The following is an 18,907-nucleotide window of genomic DNA, read 5'->3' on the forward strand; positions in this document are numbered from 1 at the left end:
CTTGCATGGCGCGCAGCACGTTCCTGGCGGCCCTTGGGAACGCCCTTGCCCCGCGGACCAAGGCGCTCGCGCCCGTCCCGCAGGGCCGCGGCGGTTGGCTCCGCATCCTCGAGAGCGTCGCCGGGGCGTGGCAGCAGAGCGTGGCGGTGAAGTATAACGCCGTCCTGTCCCATCATGCCGACTTCGCCTGCCGCACGCTGATCGCCTCGGACATCGCGAAACTGCGCATCAAGCTGGTCCAAAGGGGCGATGACGGGATCTGGGCCGAGGTCACGAATCCGGCCTATTCGCCGGTCCTGCGCAAGCCGAACCACTTCCAGAACCGCATCCAGTTCATGGAAAGCTGGGTGCTCTCGAAGCTGCAGTCCGGCAACAGCATCGTCCTGAAGCAGCGCGACAACCGCGGCGTCGTGGTGCGGCTCTATGTGCTTGACTGGAACCTGGTCACTCCGCTGGTCGCGGACGACGGCTCGGTCTTCTACCAGCTCAACACCGACCGGATCAGCGGCCTGACCGGGAGCGTCGTCGTCCCGGCGCGCGAGATCATCCACGACCGCTTCAACTGCTTCTTTCACCCGCTGATCGGGCTGTCGCCGATCTTCGCCGGGGGGCTGGCCGCAACCCAGGGTCTGGCCATCCAGAACGACAGCACGCAGTTCTTCCAGAACGGGGCGCAGCCGAGCGGCATCCTGACGGCGCCCGGGGCGATCCACGACGACACGGCCAAGCGGCTGAAGGAGCACTGGGAGAGCAACTATTCGGGGAAGAACGCCGGCAAGGTGGCCGTGCTCGGCGACGGCCTCAAATACGAGCCGATGAAGGCCAAGGCCGTCGACTTTCAGCTGATCGAGCAGCTGAGGTGGACCGCCGAGGTGGTCTGCTCCACCTACCATGTCCCGCCCTACAAGATCGGCGTCGGGCCGCTGCCGTCCTACAACAACGTTCAGGCGCTCAACATCGAGTATTATTCGCAGTGCCTTCAGGCCCTGATCGAGGCGATCGAGCTCTGTCTCGACGAAGGTCTCGGCCTGGCGGAGGGCATCGGCACGGAGTTCGACGTCGACAATCTCTTGCGGATGGACACCACGGCGTTGATCAACGCCGAGAAGGAGGCGGTGGGGGCCGGGATCAAATCGCCGAACGAGGCGCGCCGACGGCTCGACCTCAAGCCGGTCCCGGGGGGCGAGTCCCCCTATTTGCAGCAACAGAACTTCAGTCTCGCGGCGCTGGCCAAGCGCGATGCGCAGGCCGATCCGTTCCACCCGGCCGCGGTGGACGCGCCCCCGGATCCGCAGGCGGCGAGTGAGAACATCGCGCGTCTGGCGACGGCCCTCCGGCTCAAGTTCGCTGAGGCGCCCGCCCATGGATGAGGCTGACCGGCTCGCGGAGGCGGTGTTTCGCGCGGTGGAGGGCTATCTCGCCCGGACGGTGGGGCCGCTGCTCGCCCGGCTCGAGGCGCTGGAGAGGCGGGAGCCTCTGCGCGGCGAGCGGGGTCACAATGGCCAGCCGGGCCGCGGCCTCGCGAAGGCCATCGTCACCGCGGATGGCCTGCTCGTCCTGACGATGACGACGGGCGAGGAGCTCAGCGTCGGCCGCGTGACAGGCAAGGACGGCAAGGACGGGGCCGATGGCGCGCCCGGCCGGGACGGCCGCGATGGGGTCGACGGCGCGCCGGGCGAGCCGGGCCGCGATGGCACGGATGGGGCGGATGGTCGGGACGGCCGCGACTTCGATCCGGAGCTTCTCCGCACCGCGGTGGTCGAGGAGGTATCCAAGGCGGTCGACGCTATCCCGAGGCCGCGGGACGGTGCGCCTGGGCGCGACGGCACGGACGGGAAGGACGGACGGGATGGCAAGGACTTCGATCCCGAGGTGCTCGCGGCCGCTGTCGAGCAGGCCGTCACGAAGGCCCTCAGCCAGATCCCTGTTCCGAAGGACGGGACGCCGGGCCGGGACGGCAGGGATGGCGTCGGCGTTGCGGGCGCCCTGATCGACCGGAGCGGCAAGCTCATCCTCACTCTGTCGAATGGCGAAACGCGGGATCTCGGCTTGGTGGTTGGCCGAGATGGCAAGGACGGTGCCGACGGCCGCGACGGCCGCGACGGCGCTCCCGGTGAGCGTGGCGAACAAGGAGAACCAGGTCGCGATGGCAAGGATGGCACCGACGGTCGGGATGGCCAGGACGTCGAACCGGAGGCCCTGCGGGTCGCTGTCGAGGAGGCGGTCACGCAGGCCGTCAGCCAGATCCCGCTCCCGAAGGACGGGACGCCGGGCCGGGACGGTCGAGACGGCGTGGACGGCAAGGACGGCGTCGGCCTCGCCGATGCTCTGATCGATCGAGCTGGCAATCTCGTGGTCACGCTGTCGAACGGCGACACCAAGCAGCTTGGCCTCGTGGTCGGCCGGGACGGCAAGGATGGCCGGGCCGGCAGCGCCGGCAAGGATGGTGCGCCGGGCGAGCGGGGGGAGCCGGGCCCGCGCGGCGAGCAGGGCGAGAAGGGCGACCCCGGAGAGCGGGGCGAGCGAGGTCCCGCCGGCGAGCGGGGACCGGCCGGCGAGCCGGGTCCGCCGGGCGAGCCGGGTCCGCCGGGCGAGCCGGGTCCGCTGGGCGAGCGCGGGCCACAAGGTGAGCGCGGCCTGCCGGGCGAGCCCGGCGCTGCGGGTGAGCAGGGTCCGCCCGGTGAGCGCGGTGAACAGGGACCGCCCGGCGATCGAGGAGAGCGTGGCGAGCCCGGCGAGCAGGGGCCTCCAGGCGAGCGGGGCGAACGGGGGCCGCAGGGCGAGCCGGGTCCTCCTGGTGAGACGGGCGAGCGCGGTGAGCCGGGTGCTCCTGGTGAGCGCGGCGAGCGCGGGATACCTGGCGGGCGCGGTGAGAAGGGCGACCCGGGCCGCGACGGAAAGGACGGCGCTCCTGGGGCCGCCGGAGAGCGCGGCGAACGGGGCGAGAAGGGCGAAACCGGTGAGCGCGGCGCCGACGGCTTTGGCTTCGAGGACCTGGAGGAGGAGCTCGCCGAGGACGGCCGCACGCTTGTGCGGCGCTACCGCCGCGGCGAGGAGGTGAAGGAGTTCCGCCACCGCGTCCCGACGCTGATCGATCGCGGCGTCTACAAGGCGGGCACGATCTACCAGCCCGGCGACGGCGTCACCTGGGCCGGCTCGTTCTGGATCGCCCAGACGGAGACCGACGCGAAGCCGGATGGCGGCGAGGGCTGGCGCCTCGCGGTCAAGCGCGGCCGCGATGGCAAGGACGGCAAGCCGGGCGAGCGCGGGCCCGAGGGCAAGGCCGGCCCTGACGGCCGGAGGTGGTGAGGGCCATGGTTCTGGTCACGCTGCAAGCGGCCAAGCTGCACCTGCGCATCGACGGCACCGATGAGGATGCGCTGGTGCAGGACAAGATCGAGGCCGCGACCGACCTCGTGCTCGACTACCTCAAGACGCCCGAGCACGGCTGGACCGCGGAGACGGTGCCGGCGCGGGTCAAGGCGGCGATCCTGCTGGCGCTCGGCGTCCTGTACGAGAACCGGGAGGGGCAGGTCGACCCACTGACCGATGCGGTGCGGTCGCTCTTGCATCGGCTGCGCGACCCGGCGATCGCATGAGGGCGGGACCGGGGCTGGCGTTCGGGGCCGGCGCACTCCGCGAGCGCATCCGCTTCGAGAAGCGGGGCGGCACGGAGGACGGCTACGGCAACACCGTGCCGGGCCCGTTCGAGGCGCAGTTCACGCGCGCCGCGGCCTTCCTGATGAAGCCCGGCAGCGAGGCGGTGCTGGCGGCGCGCCTCACCGGCCGCCAGCCGGTCACGATGATCGTCCGCTTCGACAGGCAAACCCGGACCATCACCCCGTCCTGGCGGGCCGTCGATGAGCGCACCGGCACGGTCTACGCGATCCAGGCCGCCGCTGACATGGACCGCAGGCGCCAGTGGATCACGCTGGTGTGCATGGCCGGGGAGACCGCCTGATGGCCGCGCGCGTGCGCTTCCTGCGCGACTTCGACTTCTGGCCCCGGCCGAGCGTCGTGATCGCCCACCGCAAGGGCGAGGAGATGCGCCTGCCCCAGGTGCAGGTCGAGGCGGCCGTGGCTGCGGGCGCAGCGGAGATCATCGATGGCGATCAGGAACCGCGAGAGGCTGCTGCAGAAGATGCGGGCGCTGCCGGACAAGGTGCGCGCCGCGGTCGGGCCGGCCATCGCGCAGGGGGCCGATGAAATCGTCGCCTTGCAGAAGCGCCTCGCGCCCGTGAAGTCGGGCGCCCTGCGCAAGTCGATTCGCGCCGTGAAGGGCACCTACACGCCCGAGAACGCGAACGTGCGCGGTGTCGGCGGGCCGGGCGGGCTCGTCGGCGACCCCGACCTCTCGGTGCACGTGGTCGCGGGCGATGCGACGGCCTGGTACGCCCGCCTGGTGGAGTTCGGCACCGCGCCGCACATCAACCAGGGCCGGTTTGCCGGCACCCAAAACCCGGGCGCCCGAGCCGAGCCGTATTTCTACCCGGCCTATCGGGCTCTCAAGAAGCGCACCACAGCCCGGATCGTGCGGGCCGGCCGCAAGGCCGCCAAGGACATTGCGGCTGGCCGGACGGGCGGCAGCGGGGCGGCTGAATGAGCGCGGAGCTTGCGCTGCAGGGCGCGCTCGTCGCGGCGCTGAAGACGTCCCCGGCCGGCGCGGCGGTCAGCGGACGCGTCTATGACCGCATCCCCGCCAAGACGGACCTGCCCTACCTCCACCTGCGCAGCTTCCAGGCCGTGGACGATCGAGCCGACTGTGTGGAGGGGCTGGAGGTCTATGCCGACCTCGACGTCTGGTCCGACGCGGTCGGGAAACCCGAGGCCTCCCGCATCGCCGGCCTGGTGCGCGACGCGCTCCATCTCGCGCCCCTGACGCTCGCTGCGCCCTGGGTGCTCCTCGAGATCGAGCACCGGGACACCACGATCGACGGCAGCGAGCCGCTCCTGGTGCGCGCTCGCCTTTCCTTCCGCGCTCTCGTCGAGCGCGTCTGACCCCAGCCCCAGGAGATTGAGATGGCGCAGGCCACGACCCGCAGCTTTGCGGGCTATCAGGTGCTGCTCGAGAGCACCACCACCCCGAACACCTTCGTGGCCCCGTGCGGGCTGACCGAGCGGTCGGTCACCTTCAGCAAGGACGTCAGCGAGACCCAGGTGCCCGATTGCGACAATGAAGACGCGGCGGCCTGGACCGAGCGCGACGTGGTCTCGAAGTCGGTGCGTATCTCGGGCCGCGGTGTGATGGCCAAGGAGAGCGAGCCGCGCTGGCGGGCCGCTTATGATGACGACGCTCCGGTGCGCGTGCGCATCCAGAAGTCCGGCACCGCGGCGGAGGACGGCGGCTACTGGCTCGGCCTGTTCCATCTCACCTCGATGGAAGACGGCGCCAGCAAGGGCCAGCGCGTCACCAAGGCGATCGAGTTGCAATCGACCGGCCCGGTCACCTGGGTGGCAGCATCCTGATGGCGCGCAAGACCAGCATCGAACTCGATTGGGCCGATGGGACGTACCTGTTCCATCTGGACATCCCGCGGCTGAAGGAGCTGCAGGAGAGGTGCGACGCCGGCCCGCCCGAGGTGCTCAAGCGCCTGGTGGAGGGCCGCGCCCGGGTCGAGGACGCGCAGGAGACGGTGCGGCTCGGGCTGATCGGCGGCGGGCTGCCGGCGCCGCAGGCGGCCAAGCTCGTGCGGCTCTACGCCGGCGACGAGACGCCTCTGGCGGAGGTCATCGCGGTCGCCATCCTGGTCCTCGGGGCCGCCGTCCTCGGCAATGCCGGCGAGGAGGTCACCCGCCAGGGAAACCGGGAAGCGGCGATCTCGTCGCCGTCGATGACGGCCGCATCGACTTCGCCGCCCTCCGCGCCAACGCCCTGATCATCGGCCTGCACAGCCTCGATGGGCTGTCGCTCGAGGAGTTCAACGAGATCGTCGCGGCTTGGAATAGAGCCCAGGATCCCCAGGGCGACCCAGAGCTGACCGAAGGCGAGGAAAATGCTCTCGCTGCGTGGATCGGGCTTCGCTGATGGCCACTGACCTCGAACGGCTTGTCATCGCGCTGGACGCGGACGTCACCCGTCTGTCGCGCCAGTTGGCCAAGGCGACCGGCGACGTCGATGCGTTCGCCCGCAAGGCGGATCAGTCGTCCAAGCGTGCGGCCAAGGCGATCACCGACAACCTGGAGCAGGGGCTTCGCTCGGACCAGCTCAAGAACCTGGCCTTCCAGGCCAACGACATCGTCTCGTCGCTCGGCTCGGGCGCACCCGTTCTGCAGGTGCTCGCCCAGCAGGGCGGGCAGGTCTATCAGGCGCTGGCCGACACGCCGGGAGGTGCAGCGGCCGGCGCGAAGGACCTCGCTCGGCGATTCGCTGCCGCTCTCACCCCGGCTCGCCTCCTGACGGGCGGCATTGTCAGCGCCGGGGCGGCTGCGGCCTTCCTCGGCATCCGCTACCGCGAGATGCAACAGAAGATCGAGCTGGGCCTGACGGGCGTGGGCCGGGCGAGCGGCGCCACCGTGCGGGACGTGACCCGGGTCTCGGACGCTCTGTCCCGGGCTCAGAATCTCCCTTTGGGGGATGCCCAGCAGACCGTCACCTCCGTGGCGTCGACGGGCAAGGTCGGAGTCGGCAATCTGGAGGGCGTAGCCTCTCTGGCGAAAGGGTATGCCAAGCTCACTGGCACGGATCTTCCTGAGGCCGGCAAGGAACTCGCCAAGTTGTTCTCCGACCCGGCCCGGGGCGCCGAGGAGCTGAACGCCAGGATCGGCGCGCTTGACGACGCGACGATGCAGTACGTCAAGACACTGACTGCTCAAGGCAACCGCCAGGAGGCGATCAATGTCCTGACCCGGGCCGTGCAGCCGGAGCTTGAGCGGGCCGCGAAGCTGACCAGCCTGTGGGGCCAGATCTGGAACGATCTCGGCTCCGCGGCCTCGCGCACAGCGGGTATCATCGGTCGCGCGGTCGGCGGCTTCACCGCGCTCTCGCCAGAAGAGCAGCTTGCCATGCTGCAGGCCCAGCGGCGTGCGGCGGCCGAGGGCGTGGAGAGCGAGTACGCGAAAGAGTTACGCGCCAGCGGCCTGTCGGAGGATCAGGTCCGGATGCTCGTGCCGAGCATCGCCGACCCGCAGCAGCTTAAGGTCCTCGACGACGCCATCGCGCGCATCACGAAGCAGCTGGAGGACGCGAAGAAGGCAGCGAGTGACATCGGCGCGCGCGAACTGTCGGTCCAGGCCGGCGAGATCATTCGTGCTCTCGACCCGGAGGCGGCCAAGTTGCGCGAGGTTGAGGCCGAAGTCGTCAAGGTCGAAAAGGCGCTTGCCAACCTCATCAGCCATCCCGACGTGGAAATCGCGGGCGGTGTTCAGAACGCGATCGAGAAGTACGGTGCGCTTCAGGCGCGGCTCGACCTGCTCAGGAAAGCCTATGCGGCCGGCGGAGCGGCGGCGAAGCAGGCCCTCGAGGCCGCCGACTTCGACCAGCGCACGGCCGGCCTCTCGTCCTACGAGCGCGGCCTGCAGCAGATCGTCCGCCGGTTCCACGACATGGCCGAGGCGGCGCGCACCGCCGGCAATGAGAATGCGGCCAAGGGCTTCGAGGCGGCGGGCACCCGGGCTGTTGAAGCCTACCGGGCCCAGGCTGCCGAGCAGGCCAAGGGCGACGTCATCCTCCCGGAAGGCTACGTGCGGGCGGTGTTCGGAGCGGAGGGCAACAACCCGGCCAAGAACACGAGGTCATCGGCATCAGGCTACGGGCAGTTCTTGGACAAGACCTTCGTTGAGCTCTACCGGAAGGAGTTCTCCAATCTGGCCGCGGGCATGACGGATGCGGCCATCCTCGGCCTCAAGCAGGATCGCGCCGTCAACGAGCGGCTGACCGAAGCCTATGGGCGCGAGAACGGCAAGAAGCTCTTGGATGCGGGGTTCGCCGCATCGCTGGAGAACCTGTACTTGCTCCACAACTACGGGCCGAGCGGTGGCCTCAACCTGCTGCGCGCCGCAAGGGACGGGCGCGGCGGCGTGTCGGGGCGCAGCATCCTGGGCGATGACGCCGCGAACCGAAACCCGGCCGTGGCGCGCAACACGGTCCAGGGCGTCCTTGACGAGTCGGCCGGGCGCGCGCGGCGGTTCTCGCCTCAGAACCTCGCCCAGGCCGAGCGGGTGCGCCAGATCGAGGCCGAGACGGCCGCGGCCGGCAAGGATGCCGTCGCCAAGGAGCGCCTTGCCGCCGCCGAAGATTACCTGCGGGCGGCTCGCGAGCGTGGCGACGAGATCGCGAACCGGTTCAAGACCGCGGAAGAGGCTCTGGCCGCCAACACCAGCACCCTCACGGGTGAGCTGAAGACCCAGACCGAGGAGTTGCAGCGCAATGCCGCGGCGCGCGCGGCGGTGACGGCGGCAGGGCAGCGGAAGGCGCTCGCCCTCGACCTCAGCGACGCCTACGCCGCGCTCGGCCGCACGCCGGGCGAGCAGCAAGACTATCTGATTGCCAGAAGCCGCTTCGGGGAAGGCACGCCAGAGTTCCAGCAAGCCTACGACAGCCTGCAGCAACTGCGCTCCGTTGCAGAGGCCAAGTTGACCGGAAGCGGCTTCGTCAAAGACCTTGTGAGCGATCTGCGCAACGGCAAGAGCTTCGCTGACGCGCTCGGCGGTTCTCTGGTGAGCTTGGTCGGCCGGCTGGGTGACAAGGCGATCGACCGTCTGTTCAACTCGCTGTTCAGCACGGCGAGCCCGGGCGGCAGCGACCTCTTCGGCTCCCTCGGCAAGCTGATCGGCTTCGCGGGCGGCGGCTATACCGGAAACGGTGGTGTCGGCCAGATCGCGGGCGTGGTTCACGGCAAGGAATTCGTGTTCGACGCGGCCTCGACCGCCCGCATCGGCCCCGCCAATCTGGAGGCCATCCGCCGAGGTGTGCGCGGCTATCAGGGTGGCGGCTTCGTCGGCGCTCAGCCCAGGTCCGGCTTCCGGGTTGCAGCCCATTCGGGGGCTCCCCCTCAAGCTGCGCGTCCTCCGATCCAGGTCAGCATGGTGGTGCAGACGCCCGATGCATCGAGCTTCGCGCGCTCCGAGGCGCAGATCACCGCCGCCCTCTACCGGGCGGTGCAGCGGGGCATGCGGTCGGGCTGATGGCCGCGCCCTTCCACGAGGTGCGCTTTCCCCTGAGCCTCTCCTACGGCTCGCGCGGCGGGCCCGAGCGGCGCACCGAGATCGTCACGCTGGGCTCGGGCGACGAGGAGCGCAACAGCCTCTGGCGCCACTCCCGCCGCTCCTACAATGCCGGCCCGGCCCTGCGCCGGGCCGAGGACATCGCCCTGCTGCTGGCCTTCTTCGAGGAGCGCCGCGGGCCGCTCTACGGCTTCCGCTGGCGCGACACCTTCGACCATGCCTCCTGTGCGCTTGGCCAGCAGCCGGCCGCCACCGACCAGCCGCTCGGCACCGGCGACGGCACCACCACCGTGTTCCCGCTCGCCAAGACCTATGGCGGCGCCTTCGCTCCCTATGTCCGCCCCATCCTCAAGCCGGTCGCCGGCTCCGTGCGCATCGCGGTCGCCGGCACCGAGCTGCCGGCCTCCGCCTTCCAGGTCGATCCCACCACCGGGCGCGTCACCCTGGCCGCGGCGCCGGCGCCGGGTGCTGCCGTCACCGCCGGCTTCCTGTTCGACGTGCCGGTGCGCTTTGCCACCGACCGCCTCGAGATCGACCACCAGGCCGTGCTGGCCGGCGTGGTCGCCGACATTCCGGTGATCGAGCTGCGCCGATGAAGACGCTCCCGCCCGGCCTCGCCGCCAGCCTCGCCAGCGGCGTCACCACCCTGTGCCGCTGCTGGATCCTCACCCGCAGCGACGGCCGGCGCCTCGGCTTCACCGATCACGACGAGGACGTGACCTGCGACGGCGTGCTCTGCTCGGCCGAGAGCGGCGCCACCGGCAGCGCCCTCGAGCAGAGCGCCGGGCTGGCCGTCGACAGCCTGGAGATCATGGGCGCGCTGAGCAGCGGGCGGCTGGCCGAGGCCGAGCTCGCCCGCGGCCTCTACGACGGCGCGGCGGTCGCGGTGTGGTGGCTGGACTGGGCCGCCCCGGCCGAGGCGGTGCTCATCCTGTCCGGCACCATCGGCGAGGTCTCGCGCGGCCGCAGCGGCTTCACCGCCGAGGTGCGCGGTCTGGCCGATCGCCTGGCTCAGCCCCGCGGCCGGCTCTACCAGCGCTCCTGCGATACCCTGTTCGGCGATCCCCGCTGCGGGATCGACGCCACATCGGCCACCTACCGGGGCAGCGGCCGCGTCACCGCCGTGCGCTCCGCCCGCGCGCTCGTCGCCGCGGGCCTCGAGGCCTACCGCACCGACTGGTTCACCGCCGGCCGCCTGGTCTGGGCCTCCGGCGCCAACGCCGGGGCGGCCGTCGAGGTGCGCGCCCACCTGCGCTCCGGAGCGAGCGCCTTGCTCGAGCTGTGGGAGCCGATGCCCGCCCCGATGGCGGCCGGCGACAGCTTCACGGTGACGGCCGGTTGCGACAAATCCTTCAGCAGCTGCCGCACCAAGTTCGGCAACGCGATCAACTTCCGCGGCTTCCCGGATCTGCCGGGCAACGACTACGCGGTGTCGGCCCCCCAGGCGGGAGCGCAGAATGACGGCGGACGCCTCTGATCGCATCCGCGCGCGGGTCGTCGCGCTCGCCCGGACGTGGCTGGCCACCCCCTACCATCATCAGGCCGCGCTCAAGGGGGTGGGCTGCGACTGCCTCGGCCTGCTGCGCGGCGTCTATGCCGAGCTGTACGGCTGCGCGCCCGAAGAGCCGCCGCCCTACAGCCCGAGCTGGGCGGAAGACCACGGCGGCGAGACGCTGCGCGAGGCCGCCCGCCGCCACCTCGACGAGATCCCGATCCCGCAGGCGGAAGCCGGCGACGTGCTGCTGTTCCGCTGGCGGGACGGGCTGCCGGCCAAGCACTGCGCCATCCTCACCGGCCAGAGCCGCATGATCCACGCCTATGACGGCCATGCCGTCCTGGAGAGCTGGATCCCGCCGGCCTGGAGCCGGCGCATCGCGCATGCCTTCCGCTTCCCGGAGATCGCCCGATGAGCACGCTGGTGCTGTCCTATGCCGGCAAGGCGGTCGGCACCGCGCTCGGCGGGCCGCTCGGCGGCGTCCTCGGCGGGATCGCCGGCGCCGCCCTCGGCGGGGTGGCCGACCGCGCCCTGTTCAGCCACCGGCCCAAGCCGCAGATCGCCACCGGGCCGCGCCTGTCCGAGCTCTACGTCACCGCGTCCAGCGAGGGCGCGGCGATCGCCCGCGTCTACGGCCGCACCCGCGTCGCCGGCCAGATCATCTGGGCCACCAGGCTCAAGGAGACCCAGGCCGTCGAGACGGTGAAGACCCGCGGCGGCAAGGGGATGCCGCAGCCGAAGACCTACAACGTGACGTACAGCTACAGCGTCAGCATGGCGGTGGCCTTCTGCGAGGGGCCGATCCAGGCCCTCGGCGAGGTCTACGCGGACGGCAAGCGCATCCGGCTCGCCGACTACCAGGCCCGGCTCTATCTCGGCACGGAGGATCAGCTGCCGGATCCCAAGATCGAGGCGATCGAGGGCGCGGCCCCGGCCTACCGGGGCGTGGCTTATCTCGTGTTCGAGGATCTGCCGTTGGCCGCCTTCGGCAACCGCGTCCCGGTGATCACCGCCGAGATCATCCGCCGCCCGCCCGCCGCCAGTGCACGGCCCGCGCTGGAGGAGCTGATCACCGCCGTGACCCTGATCCCGGGCATGGGCGAGTTCGTCTATGCCACCGCCCCGGTGAAGGCGAGCGAGTTCGGCGCCATTGCCGGGCAGAACACCGTCTCGGGCGGGGTCGATCTGCTGAAGGCGCTCGATCAGCTCCAGGCCGAGGCGCCGCGCTGCCGGCACGTCGCGCTGGTGGTGGCGTGGCACGGCACCGACCTGCGGCTGTCCGCCTGCCGGATCCTGCCGAAGGTCGAGACGGCCGCCAAGAGCACGGATGTGCCCTGGCGGGCCGGCGGCCTCATCCGGGCGCAAGCGTCGGTGGTGAGCCGGGACGCGGACGGCGCCCCGCTGCTCGGCGGGGCGCCCTCGGATCTTTCGGTGGTGCAGGCGATCGGCGAGCTGAAGCGGCGGGGCTTGTCGGTCACGCTCTACCCGTTCCTGATGATGGACATCCCGGCCGGGAACGGCCTGCCCGACCCGTATGGCGGGCCCGAGCAGGCGGCGTTTCCCTGGCGCGGGCGCCTCAGCTGCGATCCGGCGATCGGCCGCCCGGGCAGCCCGGACAAGACCGCGGCGGCCGCCGCGCAGGTGGCGGCCTTCTTCGGCACGGTGAGCCCGGCCGATCTGGCCTGGACCGGCGCGACCGTCAGCTGCGCCAAGGCCGAGTGGAGCTTCCGCCGCTTCATCCTGCACTGCGCGCGGCTCGCCGAGGCGGCGGGCGGGGTGGACAGCTTCCTGATCGGCTCGGAGATGGTCGGGCTGACCTCCGTGCGCTCGGATGCCGCCACCTTCCCGGCCGTGGCGCAGCTGCGGGCGCTGGCGGCCGACGCCCGCGCCATCCTCGGCCCGAGGGTAGAGATCAGCTATGGCGCCGACTGGAGCGAGTACGCCAATTATCGCCCGGCCGACGGCACCGGCGACGTCTACTTCCACCTCGATCCGCTCTGGGCCGATGCGAACATCGACTTCATCGGCATCGACAACTACATGCCGCTCTCAGACTGGCGCGACGGCTTCGATCATCTGGACGCGCAGGATCACAATGCGATCTACGATCCGGAATATCTGACGCAGAACATCGCCGGCGGCGAGCTGTTCGACTGGTACTATCCGACGCTCGCCGACCGCGACGCGCAGAACCGGGTGCCGATCACCGACACCGCTCATGCCGAGCCGTGGGTGTTCCGGATCAAGGATCTGCGCGCCTGGTGGCTCAACCCGCACCACGACCGGCCCGGCGGCGTCCGGCAGGCCACCGCCACCGCCTGGCGGCCGCAGTCCAAGCCGATCCGCTTCACCGAGGTGGGCTGCCCGGCCGTCGACAAGGGCGCCAACCAGCCCAACGTCTTCGTCGATCCGAAATCCTCCGAGAGCTTCCTGCCCCATTACTCCTCCGGCCGGCAGGACCTGATGATGCAGCGCGCCTACCTGGAGGCGACGCTGCGCTACTGGCAGAGCCCGGACGGCAATCCGGTCTCGACGGTCTACGGCGGCCGCATGGTCGATCCGCAGCGGCTGTTCGTGTGGACCTGGGATGCGCGGCCCTTCCCCGAGTTCCCGCGCCAGGCGGCGGTCTGGAGCGACAGCCCGAACTACAGCCTCGGGCACTGGCTCACCGGCCGGCTCAACCTCGGCCTGCTGCCCGACGTCGTCGCCGATCTCTGCGCCGGCAGCGGCGCGCCGGTCGATGTCTCAGCCTTGCATGGGATCGTGCACGGCTACACCGTGGCCGAGGTGCAGGCCCCGCGCGACAGCCTCGCGCCTTTGCGCACCGCCTACTTCTTCGACGGGGTCGAGAGCGGCGGGGCCATCCACTTCCGGCCGCTCGCGCAGCCTCCGGTGGCCCACTTCACCGAGGCGGATCTGGTCGCTTCCGGCGCCGGGCCGGACTACCGGCGCACCCGCACGGACGAGACCGCGCTGCCGGCCGCGGTGGCGCTGAGCTACCTCGATCCGGCCCGCGCCTACCAGAGCGCGGCCGTCGAGGCGCGCCGCGCCGCCGGCCGCTCGACCGCGGTCTCCCGCACCGCGCTGCCGCTGTGCCTGGAGGAGGGCGCCGCCCGCGGCCTGGCCCAGGCGCTGCTGTATCAGGCGGTGGTGGAGCGCGAGGCGGTCGGCGCGGTGCTGCCGCCCTCGGCCCTGGCCCTGGAGGCGGGCGACGTCGTCAGCCTGACGCTGGCCGGCAGCCGCACCGACTACCGCCTGACCCGGCTGGGCCTGGAGGCGGGCCGGCCGGTGAGCGCGGTGCGGGCGGACAGCGGCATCTATGCCTACCGGGACGGCAGTGCCAGCGGGCGCGCGCCGGCCCCGCCGGCGACGATCGGGGTGGGGCTGTTCCAGGTCCTGGACCTGCCGCTGCTGCGCGCGGACGCGGTGGCGCATGCGCCGTACTTCGCCGGCTACACCGCGCCGTGGTCGCCGATCGCGGTGCTGCGGGCGCTCGGCGGCGGGCCGTTCGCGGCGGATGCGGTGGTGGCCGCCCGCTCGATCATCGGCCAGCTCACGGCCCCGCTCTCCAGCGGCCCCACCCAGCGCTGGGATCGGGTCTCGGCGCTCGACGTGCAGGTGCCGGCCGGGGCCGAGCTCACCTCCGCGGCGGAGATGGAGGTGCTCAACGGCGCCAACGCGGCGGCGCTGCTCACCCCCTCGGGCGAGTGGGAGATCCTGCAATGGGCCACCGCCACCCTGCTGGGGCCGGGCCGCTGTCGGCTGACCACCTTGCTGCGCGGGCAGCGCGGGACCGAGTTCGCCCTGGGCGACCCGACCCCGGCCGGGGCGCCGTTCGTGGTGCTCTCGGAGGCCCTGGTGCAGTCGGGCATGCCCCTGGCCACGCGGGCCCTGCCGCAGGCCTTTCGCTGGGGGCCGGCGGCACTGCCGCCGGAGGATGCGAGCTATGCGGGCGCCACGCTGACCATCGCGGGGGCGGGCCTGCGCCCCTACGCCCCGGTGCAGGCCCGGCTGCGGCGCCAGGCCAACGGCGATCTCGTGCTGACCTGGATCCGCCGCACCCGGCTCAACGGCGATGCCTGGGAGCAGACCGAGGTGCCGCTCGCCGAGGAGAGCGAAGCCTATGCGGTCGAGATCCGCGACCCGGCGGGTGCCGTGCTCCGCACGCTCCAGGTCTCACGCCCAAGCCTGACCTACACGGCGGCCGAGCAGGCGGCGGATTTCGGCGGGCCGGTGCTGCGCCTGTCCGTCGCCATCCACCAGCTCTCCGCAACCTACGGCCGCGGCGCGGCCCTGAGGACGACGCTCCATGTCTGACGCAACGCCGCTGCTCGCGCTGCCGCTCCTGCAGGCGGCGCAGGCGCAGAAACACGTGACGCACAACGAGGCGCTGACCGCCCTCGACACGCTGGTCCAGCTCGCCGTGCTCGACAAGGACCGGCTCGAACCCCCGGCCGCCGCCGCCGAGGGCGACCGCTACCTGATCGCCGGGGCGAGCCCGAGCGGCGCCTGGAGCGGCTGGGCCGGGCGGATCGTGCGCTACCAGGACGGGCAGTGGCTCTCCTTCGTGCCCAAGCCCGGCTGGGTCGTGTTCGTGCTCGACGAGGGCGACCTCTACACCTACGCGGGAGGCGCCTGGACGAGCTTCCGCGCCACGCTCACGGCCCTGCAGAACCTCGCCCGCCTCGGGATCGGCACCACGGCGGATGCCGCCAATCCCTTCGCGGCCAAGCTCAACGCGGCGCTGTGGACCGCGCGGGGCACCGGCGAGGGCGGCACGGGCGACCTGCGCTACACCCTCAACAAGGACGCGCCCGCCCACACGCTCTCGCTGCTGTTCCAATCCGGCTGGTCCGGCCGGGCCGAGATCGGGCTGACCGGCGACGACGACCTGCACCTGAAGGTCTCGGCCGACGGCAGCGCCTGGATCGAGGCGCTGCGGATCGACCGCAGCACCGGCGGGCTCGTCGCCGGCCCGCTCGCCGCGGGCGCGTTGACGTATGGCAAGGCGACCCGGCTCCCCGCCGCGACGAACCTCGACACGCTCACGACCGCGGGCTTCTACGACGGGGCCGGTCTCACGAACGCGCCCACGGCCGAGTGGTGGTACATCGAGGTCCAGACCCACTCGAACAGCAGCCTCTACGCCCTGCAGCGGGCGACGCGGCTGAACGACGCCAATGCGCGGGAGACCTGGCAGCGCGTCCGGGTCGCCGGCCGCTGGAGCAGCTGGGATCGCCTCTGGACCTCGGCCAGCTTCGATCCGACCACCAAGATGGACAAGGCGGGCGGCAGCTTCACGGCGGGCATCACCGTCCCCGGCGCCGTGGCCGTCAGCGGCCTTGCCGGCGAGGTGGCGTGGGCGGACCGCTGGAGCGGCGCCGCGCGCTGGGTGGTGTACGCGGCCGGCGGCCCGCTGCGGGTGTACCGGGACGACACCGGCGACCTGTTCTGGTTCACCGAGGCCGGGTTCCATCCGTCTGCCGACAACGCCAAAGCCAGCGGGCTCGCCCCGAACCGGTGGAGCACCGTCTACGCCGCGACCGGCTCGATCAACACCTCGGATGCCCGCGAGAAGACCGGGGTCGCGCCGCTGACCGAGGCGGAACTCGCGTGGGCGAGCGATCTCGCCAAGGAGATCGGCACCTTCCGGTTCCTCTCCGCAATTGCCGAGAAGGGCGCGGAGGGGGCGCGGCACCACATCGGCCTGACGGTGCAGCGGGCGATCGCGCTGGGGCAGGCGCGCGGCCTCGACCCGTTCCGCTACGCCTTCATCTGCTACGACAAGTGGGACGCCGAGCCCGAGGTCTCCGAGCCGATCCTCGGCGAGGACGGAGAGCCGAGCGGCGAGACCCGCGTGCTGTCGCCCGCCCGGCCGGCCGGCGACCGCTACGGCTTCCGGCCGGATCAGCTCGCGCTGTTCATCGCCCGCGGCCAGGAGGCCCGCCTGGCCGCGCTCGAAGCCGGCCTGGGCTGACCGCACCCGTTCCCCACATCGGAGATCCCCCATGGCCGCGTCGACTTTCGACCGGGCGCTGTCGCTCGTCCTGGCGCATGAGGGCGGCTACGTCGACCATCCCGACGATCCCGGCGGGCCCACCAACCTCGGGGTGACCCTCGGCACGCTCTCGGCGGTGCTCGGGCGCCCGGCGACCCGCGCCGAGGTGAAGGCGCTCACGCCCGCCAAAGTCGCCCCGATCTACCGCACCCGCTACTGGGACGCGGTGCGCGGCGACGAGCTGCCGGCCGGCGTCGACTACGCCGTGTTCGATTTCGCGGTGAACAGCGGGCCGGCCCGGGCGGCGATCGCGCTGCAGCACCTGGTCGGCGTGGCGGATGACGGCGTGATCGGAGCGGTGACCCTGGCGGCGGTCGCGCGGACGGATCAGCGCTGGCTCGTCACCGCGCTGTGCGACAGCCGGTTGGTCTTCCTGCGCTCGTTGAAGAGCTGGCCCACCTTCGGGAAGGGCTGGACCAAGCGGGTGGCCGGCGTCCGGACGGAAGCGCTCGCCCTGGTCAAGGCGCCGGTCGTCGTGACCTCGACCGCCGGGGCGCGGCCTGAAGGCGGGGCGCCGCCGAAGGCGGGTATGGTGCAGACCGGCGGCCTGCTCGCGGCGCTCAAGAACCTGTGGCGCGGCAAGGTCGCCTGACCGAACCCTCCGGAAATTCCGGACCGTTCCCCCCGAGCCGGCCGGGCCCGCCGCGCGCACGCCCCCTCTCTGGAACAGGAGAGGGGTGGAGACCTCCTCCCATGGATTGGCTTCAACTCGCCGGGCAGCTCGCGCAGGTCGGGCTGCCCTCTCTCGGCACGCTCCTCGGCACCACGCTGGGCGGTCCGATCGGCGGCGGCATCGGCGCTGCCGTCGGCAAGGGCGCGGCCGCGGCGATCGGTGCGGCTCTCGGCGTGCCGGCCACCCCGCAGGCGATCAGCCAGGCGGTGCAGGCCGATCCCTCCGGCGCGCAGATCAAGCTCGCCGAGATCGAGGCCGCCGCAAAGCTGCAGATGGCCGAGCTGGGCGACCTCGCCAACGCCCGCCAGATGCAGGTCGGGCTGGCGCAGGCCACCCACTGGACCGCTTCCATGCCGGCGATCGTCACGCTGGCGATCCTCACCGCCTGGGCGCTGCTGACCAGCGCGCTCTACTTCATCCCGGGCGAGATCCCCGAGCGGGTCTACCAGCTCTTGAGCCAAGCCTATGGCGCGGCCAATCTGGCGCTGGGCACCGCCATCGCCTTCTGGCTCGGCTCCTCGCGCTCCAGCCAGCAGAAGGACGCGCAGATCAGCGCCATCCTTCCCACGGTCGTGGCGAAGCGCTGAGCCGTGACGGCCCTCGAACTCGCCGGTCTGCTCAAGGACTACGGTCCGTGGGGGCTGCTCGCGCTCGCGCTCCTGGCGATCTCCTACCTGCAGCGACGCTACGATGCCGTGACCGAGAAGTACCAGCGCAACCTGGAGGCGCTGGTCGAGAAGCTCGCCGTCACGGTCGAGCGGAACAATGTCACGAATGCCGCCGTTACGGCAGCGCTGGAAAGCCGGACCGGCATCTTCGAGCGCCTGCACGAGGCGGTGGAGCAGGCCAAGGCGGAAACGCGCACCCTGATCACCGACCTGAAGACGCACGGGGTGACCAACGACCAGTGGACGCGGGAGAAGCTCGACATGGCGGTGGCGCGCATCGAGACCATCCTGGAGCGCATCGACGACCTCCGGCGGGAGGTGGGCAAGTGAACCCGTTCCGCTGGCTGTGGCAGCAGCAGGATGAGCCCCGGATCGAGCCATCCCGGGGCATCCGCCTGCGGCTGGCTCGGGCCGAGCACCAGCATCGGCGCTTGGCTTGCGATCTCATCCGGGTGGCTCTGGACGAGGTCGATCGCACGGCCGCCGAGATGGGCACTCCGGTGGTGCTGAATTCAGAATGGCTGCAGCGGGCGGTCGCCGAGCTGACGCGCCGCTATCTGGAGGCGCACGGCCGGCAGTCCAGGGCTGCCCGACCGTGATCCGGCCATAGGCCTCCGGCGCTCGCCTGATCTGCCTGTTCCCGATGTTCTGAGCCCGCCCGGCCCCGCCGCGGCGGGCTATTCTATTGCGTGGAACCTGCCATGCGGTCCGATCTCGACCCTCTGCGGACGCTGAGCCGACGACTGCATTGCGCCAGTTCCGGACCTTCGATCAGGGCCGCCGGAATGGCCGCTCGTCACCCGACACCGGACCTCTCGACAGCGCGCGGATCGCACCTCGGCCTTCGTCCC

General features: G+C 71.6%; 19 protein-coding genes. All 19 read left to right on the forward strand.

Annotation, left to right across the window (positions count from 1 at the left end):
- Positions 1–5 precede the first annotated feature (5 nt).
- The 19 genes from MNOD_RS20180 to MNOD_RS20270 all read left to right on the forward strand — a co-directional run bounded on the left by MNOD_RS20180 (position 6) and on the right by MNOD_RS20270 (position 18,655).
- Positions 6–1,370, forward strand: a complete 1,365-nt coding sequence (locus tag MNOD_RS20180) for a phage portal protein (protein WP_015929253.1) — start codon at positions 6–8, stop codon at positions 1,368–1,370.
- Complete coding sequence (locus tag MNOD_RS43725; protein WP_015930803.1) at positions 1,363–3,309, forward strand: collagen-like protein; 1,947 nt, start codon at positions 1,363–1,365, stop codon at positions 3,307–3,309. The genes MNOD_RS20180 and MNOD_RS43725 overlap by 8 nt, the downstream gene beginning before the upstream one ends.
- A gap of 5 nt (positions 3,310–3,314) precedes the next feature.
- A complete protein-coding gene (locus MNOD_RS20195) occupies positions 3,315–3,599 on the forward strand; it encodes a head-tail connector protein (protein ID WP_015930804.1) in 285 nt (94 codons plus the stop codon).
- The gene (locus MNOD_RS20200; protein WP_015930805.1) at positions 3,596–3,961 is read left to right on the forward strand and encodes a head-tail adaptor protein; all 366 of its coding nucleotides are present in this window, start codon (positions 3,596–3,598) and stop codon (positions 3,959–3,961) included. Before MNOD_RS20195 ends, MNOD_RS20200 begins: the two co-directional genes overlap by 4 nt.
- Positions 3,961–4,206 (forward strand): hypothetical protein, encoded by a 246-nt coding sequence (locus MNOD_RS46940; RefSeq protein WP_157091520.1) that lies wholly within the window; start codon positions 3,961–3,963, stop codon positions 4,204–4,206. The genes MNOD_RS20200 and MNOD_RS46940 overlap by 1 nt, the downstream gene beginning before the upstream one ends.
- Positions 4,106–4,603: an HK97-gp10 family putative phage morphogenesis protein gene (locus MNOD_RS20205; RefSeq protein ID WP_015930806.1), complete on the forward strand. Its 498-nt coding sequence runs from the start codon at positions 4,106–4,108 to the stop codon at positions 4,601–4,603. Before MNOD_RS46940 ends, MNOD_RS20205 begins: the two co-directional genes overlap by 101 nt.
- Positions 4,600–4,998 (forward strand): DUF3168 domain-containing protein, encoded by a 399-nt coding sequence (locus MNOD_RS20210; protein ID WP_015930807.1) that lies wholly within the window; start codon positions 4,600–4,602, stop codon positions 4,996–4,998. The genes MNOD_RS20205 and MNOD_RS20210 overlap by 4 nt, the downstream gene beginning before the upstream one ends.
- 21 nt (positions 4,999–5,019) lie before the next feature.
- Positions 5,020–5,466 (forward strand): phage tail tube protein, encoded by a 447-nt coding sequence (locus MNOD_RS20215; RefSeq protein WP_015930808.1) that lies wholly within the window; start codon positions 5,020–5,022, stop codon positions 5,464–5,466.
- Positions 5,466–5,876 carry a gene transfer agent family protein gene (locus tag MNOD_RS20220; protein WP_015929246.1) on the forward strand — a complete coding sequence of 137 codons (411 nt, stop codon included), beginning with the start codon at positions 5,466–5,468 and terminating at the stop codon, positions 5,874–5,876. Before MNOD_RS20215 ends, MNOD_RS20220 begins: the two co-directional genes overlap by 1 nt.
- A gap of 148 nt (positions 5,877–6,024) precedes the next feature.
- On the forward strand, positions 6,025–9,123 hold the full coding sequence (locus MNOD_RS20225) for a phage tail length tape measure family protein (protein ID WP_015930809.1): 3,099 nt from the start codon (positions 6,025–6,027) through the stop codon (positions 9,121–9,123).
- Positions 9,123–9,758, forward strand: a complete 636-nt coding sequence (locus tag MNOD_RS20230) for a DUF2460 domain-containing protein (RefSeq protein WP_015930810.1) — start codon at positions 9,123–9,125, stop codon at positions 9,756–9,758. Before MNOD_RS20225 ends, MNOD_RS20230 begins: the two co-directional genes overlap by 1 nt.
- The gene (locus tag MNOD_RS20235) at positions 9,755–10,639 is read left to right on the forward strand and encodes a DUF2163 domain-containing protein (RefSeq protein WP_015930811.1); all 885 of its coding nucleotides are present in this window, start codon (positions 9,755–9,757) and stop codon (positions 10,637–10,639) included. The genes MNOD_RS20230 and MNOD_RS20235 overlap by 4 nt, the downstream gene beginning before the upstream one ends.
- A complete protein-coding gene (locus tag MNOD_RS20240; RefSeq protein ID WP_015930812.1) occupies positions 10,620–11,072 on the forward strand; it encodes an NlpC/P60 family protein in 453 nt (150 codons plus the stop codon). The genes MNOD_RS20235 and MNOD_RS20240 overlap by 20 nt, the downstream gene beginning before the upstream one ends.
- Positions 11,069–14,974, forward strand: coding sequence for a baseplate multidomain protein megatron (locus tag MNOD_RS20245; protein ID WP_015930813.1), 3,906 nt, complete (start codon positions 11,069–11,071; stop codon positions 14,972–14,974). Before MNOD_RS20240 ends, MNOD_RS20245 begins: the two co-directional genes overlap by 4 nt.
- A complete protein-coding gene (locus MNOD_RS41630; protein ID WP_015930814.1) occupies positions 14,967–16,634 on the forward strand; it encodes a DUF2793 domain-containing protein in 1,668 nt (555 codons plus the stop codon). The genes MNOD_RS20245 and MNOD_RS41630 overlap by 8 nt, the downstream gene beginning before the upstream one ends.
- Before the next feature lie 31 nt (positions 16,635–16,665).
- Entirely contained in the window at positions 16,666–17,307 is a 642-nt protein-coding gene (locus MNOD_RS20255) for a glycoside hydrolase family 108 protein (RefSeq protein ID WP_015930815.1), read from the forward strand.
- Positions 17,308–17,408: 101 nt separating this feature from the next.
- A complete protein-coding gene (locus MNOD_RS20260) occupies positions 17,409–17,975 on the forward strand; it encodes a hypothetical protein (RefSeq protein WP_015930816.1) in 567 nt (188 codons plus the stop codon).
- 3 nt (positions 17,976–17,978) lie between these two features.
- Positions 17,979–18,386: a hypothetical protein gene (locus MNOD_RS20265; RefSeq protein ID WP_015930817.1), complete on the forward strand. Its 408-nt coding sequence runs from the start codon at positions 17,979–17,981 to the stop codon at positions 18,384–18,386.
- Entirely contained in the window at positions 18,383–18,655 is a 273-nt protein-coding gene (locus tag MNOD_RS20270) for a hypothetical protein (RefSeq protein ID WP_015930818.1), read from the forward strand. The genes MNOD_RS20265 and MNOD_RS20270 overlap by 4 nt, the downstream gene beginning before the upstream one ends.
- Positions 18,656–18,907 lie beyond the last annotated feature (252 nt).

The sequence above is a fragment of the Methylobacterium nodulans ORS 2060 genome (assembly GCF_000022085.1).
GTDB classification, from domain to species: Bacteria; Pseudomonadota; Alphaproteobacteria; order Rhizobiales; family Beijerinckiaceae; genus Methylobacterium; species Methylobacterium nodulans.